The following is a 3,444-nucleotide window of genomic DNA, read 5'->3' on the forward strand; positions in this document are numbered from 1 at the left end:
GAGCAACCGCCTTGTAAGCGGTAGGTCGTCCGTTCGATTCGGACAAGCGGCACCATCGCCCAGCTTGCGCCTGTGCCGTAGGCGGCGTATCTGTTGGGGCCTTCCATGCAGCGTCACTACCCGCCTGTTTCCATTTTTGGCGTTCCTACGGATATTGGGGCAGCACGGCGCGGGGCGTCGATGGGGCCGGAGGCCTTGCGCGTGGCCGGGTTGGTGGATGCCATTGCTGCGCGCGGTGTGGCGGTGCGCGATGTGGGCGATGTCAGCGGCCCGCGCAACCCGGTCAGTGCGCCGGTGGATGGCTACCGGCATTTGGAGGAAGTGACGGCGTGGAATCGCGGGGTGTTTGAGGTGTCCACCCGTGAGCTGCAAGCCGGGCGGATGCCGATTTTGCTGGGTGGCGATCATTGCCTAGCAATCGGTTCGATTGCGGCGGTGGCCGCGCATTGCCGCAGCATCGGTAAACAGTTGCGCGTGTTGTGGCTGGATGCGCATGCCGATTTCAACACCCACGAGCTCACCCCCAGCGGCAATATCCACGGCATGCCAGTGGCGTGCTTGTGTGGGATGGGGCCGGCGGCGTTGACCGGATTTGGTGGCATCACCCCGGCGATCAGTCCCGACCAAGTGCGCCAGATCGGCATTCGTTCAGTGGACCCGGGCGAGAAGCGACTGGTCAAGGAATACGGGCTGGATATCTACGACATGCGCTATATCGACGAAGTCGGTATGCGCCGCGCGATGGAAGAAGCGCTGGAAGGGATGGATGCCAACACGCATCTGCACGTGAGCTTCGATGTGGATATGCTGGATCCGTCGATTGCGCCCGGCACCGGCACCCGCGTGCCCGGCGGTGTGAACTACCGCGAAGCGCAACTCATCATGGAAATGGTGGCCGATAGCGGTTGCCTGGGGTCGCTGGATTTGGTCGAAATCAACCCCGCACTGGATCGCCGTAATGCCACCGCCAAGCTGGCGGTGGATTTGGTGGAAAGTCTGTTTGGCAAATCGACCTTGATGCGCGATTGATACGCGATTGATGCGTGTTCATGTGCAGTTTTAGCGGTGACGCGGTTTAATGTTGCTTTCCACCCCGTCACGAGGCTTCCATGAAACGTTTATTTGCCCTGCTGTTGTTGACCGTGTTCGCCAGTGTGGCCTTGACCGCCTGCAATACCGTGAATGGTGCCGGTAAGGACATCAAGAAAGTTGGCGAAAAAATCGAAGACGCTTCCGGCAAAAAGTAAGCGCTGCAAGCCCATCGGGCAGAAGCCCGATGGGCCAATACCGTCAGCGCGGATCCGGCACAAATCCCTGCGGAAACGCACGTGGCGTGTTGTCGGCATAGCCGCGATAGAGGCGTGGAAGGATACCCATCGCCACTAGCGCATTGGCATCGTCATAGCGCACTTGGCTGACTTGCTGCGGGCGTGTGCTCATCCGTTGAAACGAGGTTTGCCCCACCGGTGCCCATTCGCGCTGACCGTGGCCCGTGCCCAGTTGTTGTGGCATCGCATCGGCCTCTGCCATCGCGCGGTTGGCGGCAGCGGGTGGAGCCGGTGCCGGCATGGATTTGGCCATGCTGTCGCGTGCTTGTTCTTGCGCGGCCAGCGGCGGTGCATATTGCGGGCGGGGCGGCTGATATTCACGAAACACCGCGATTCCCACCACTCCCACATTGGCCGGGCGACCGGTGCGCGCGGCATAACTATCGGGCAGGTCGGTGAATACGAATTGGGCAATGTCATCCAGCGATTTGCGCCAGCCGGCGATTTCGGCGGACTCCCACGGCCCCAACACATAACCGGCTTGCGAGGGTGCGGCGGTCTGCCCGCTGACTGCGTTCACGCCATCCACCGACAACACCACCAGCACGCGCTCGCCGCTGGTATTGGTCAGCCGCACCGCGTAGCGGTGGCCGGGCACGCCGGCGACCCAATGTTGGCCACGAAATGGGTATTCGGGCAGGGTTTGTCCGCTGTCTCGATCCACCACGCCCAGCGTGACGATGTCGCGGGCGTGGGCGGGCAAGCTGCATGCAGTGGATGCGGCAAGGGCAAGGGCGAGTGCAAGTGGGCGAAACATGGCGGTCTCCAGAGGCGCAAGGGGTGCGCTGCAAGACGGTCAACGCATCACGCCGCAAAACGGGGTTAGCGCTGTGTCTTTAGGGCTGTGCCTTTAGAATGGCGATTGATTTCGCAATACAAGCGCAGCCCCGCATGAGCAAGACCCGCGTCCTCACCGGTATCACCACGTCCGGTACTCCACACTTAGGCAATTACGTTGGTGCCATCCGCCCGGCGATTGCCGCATCGCGTGCCAGCGATACCGAGAGTTTTTATTTCCTTGCGGACTATCACAGCTTGATCAAGGCGCAAGACCCCGCGCGCACGCAGCGTTCCACGTTGGAGATTGCGGCGGCGTGGTTGGCCTGCGGGTTGGATCCGGCCAAGGTGTGGTTCTATCGGCAATCGGACATTCCAGAAATCCCCGAGCTGACGTGGCTGCTCACCTGCGTGGCCGGCAAGGGCATTCTCAATCGTGCGCATGCCTACAAAGCGGCGGTGGATAAAAACCGCGCCGAGGGTGAGGACGACGATGCCGGCATCAGCGCCGGGTTGTTCATGTACCCGGTGTTGATGGCCGCCGACATCTTGATCTTCAATGCGCACAAGGTGCCGGTGGGCCGCGATCAGGTGCAGCACATCGAAATGGCGCGCACGTTTGGTCAGCGCTTCAACCACATTTACGGGCACGAGTTTTTTGTATTGCCAGAAGCGGCGGTGGATGAGCAGGTGGCCACCTTGCCCGGTCTGGATGGCCGCAAGATGAGCAAAAGCTACGACAACACCATCCCGATGTTTGCCCCGCGCAACGAACTGAAAAAACTCATCGCCGGCATTCTCACCGACTCGCGTGCACCCGGCGAGCCCAAGGACACTGAAGGTTCGGCGCTGTTTCAGTTGTATCAAGCGTTTGCATCGAAACAGGACACCGCCGCATTTGCGCAGGCGTTTGCCGAGGGCATCAGCTGGGGCGATGCCAAGCAGGCGTTGTTCGAAAAAATTGATACGGAAGTTGCGCCACTGCGCGACAACTACGAGGCGTTGATGGCCAAGCCGGCCGAAATCGAAGCGATCTTGCGCGACGGCGCAGCGCGCTTGCGCAGTGCCTATGCAACCCCGGCAATTACCCGCCTGCGTGAAGCGGTGGGCTTGCGCGATTTGTCGCAGGTGGTGGCGGGCAGTGATGCGGGTAAACCCAAGAGATCATCCGATGCCGGGGTGCCCAGCTTCAAGCAATACCGCGATGCCGATGGCAAGTTCTACTTCAAACTGGTGCAAGGCGAGCGCGTGCTGTTGCAAAGCGCGGGCTTTGATTCCCCGCGTGATGCCGGGCAGCGGATTGCATCGATCAAAAGCGGCACGCTGGATGCCGATGTGG

At 61.2% G+C, this 3,444-nt stretch carries 4 protein-coding genes; 3 read left to right on the plus strand and 1 reads right to left on the minus strand.

Annotated features, from left to right (window positions below; translation table 11 throughout):
* Positions 1-105: 105 nt before the first annotated feature.
* Positions 106-1,029, plus strand: coding sequence for an arginase (gene rocF / locus QWB57_RS08520; protein ID WP_288969144.1), 924 nt, complete (start codon positions 106-108; stop codon positions 1,027-1,029).
* 80 nt (positions 1,030-1,109) lie between these two features.
* On the plus strand, positions 1,110-1,247 hold the full coding sequence (locus tag QWB57_RS08525) for an entericidin A/B family lipoprotein (protein ID WP_288969146.1): 138 nt from the start codon (positions 1,110-1,112) through the stop codon (positions 1,245-1,247).
* Positions 1,248-1,290: 43 nt separating this feature from the next.
* Here QWB57_RS08525 and QWB57_RS08530 read toward each other — a convergent pair whose 3' ends face one another.
* Entirely contained in the window at positions 1,291-2,085 is a 795-nt protein-coding gene (locus QWB57_RS08530; protein WP_288969147.1) for a hypothetical protein, read from the minus strand.
* A gap of 134 nt (positions 2,086-2,219) precedes the next feature.
* Here QWB57_RS08530 and QWB57_RS08535 point away from each other — a divergent pair.
* The coding region (locus QWB57_RS08535) for a tryptophan--tRNA ligase (protein WP_288969148.1) at positions 2,220-3,444 on the plus strand (1,225 nt) is incomplete at its 3' end.

Source organism: uncultured Thermomonas sp., from assembly GCF_937872235.1.
Taxonomy (GTDB): Bacteria; Pseudomonadota; Gammaproteobacteria; order Xanthomonadales; family Xanthomonadaceae; genus Thermomonas; species Thermomonas beijingensis.

Bases quoted from the DNA above. Each gene is read 5' to 3' on its own strand.
- QWB57_RS08525 (WP_288969146.1), top strand. From the start codon at position 1,110: ATGAAACGTTTATTTGCCCTGCTGTTGTTGACCGTGTTCGCCAGTGTG.
- rocF (WP_288969144.1), top strand. From the start codon at position 106: ATGCAGCGTCACTACCCGCCTGTTTCCATTTTTGGCGTTCCTACGGAT.
- QWB57_RS08530 (WP_288969147.1), bottom strand. From the start codon at position 2,085: ATGTTTCGCCCACTTGCACTCGCCCTTGCCCTTGCCGCATCCACTGCA.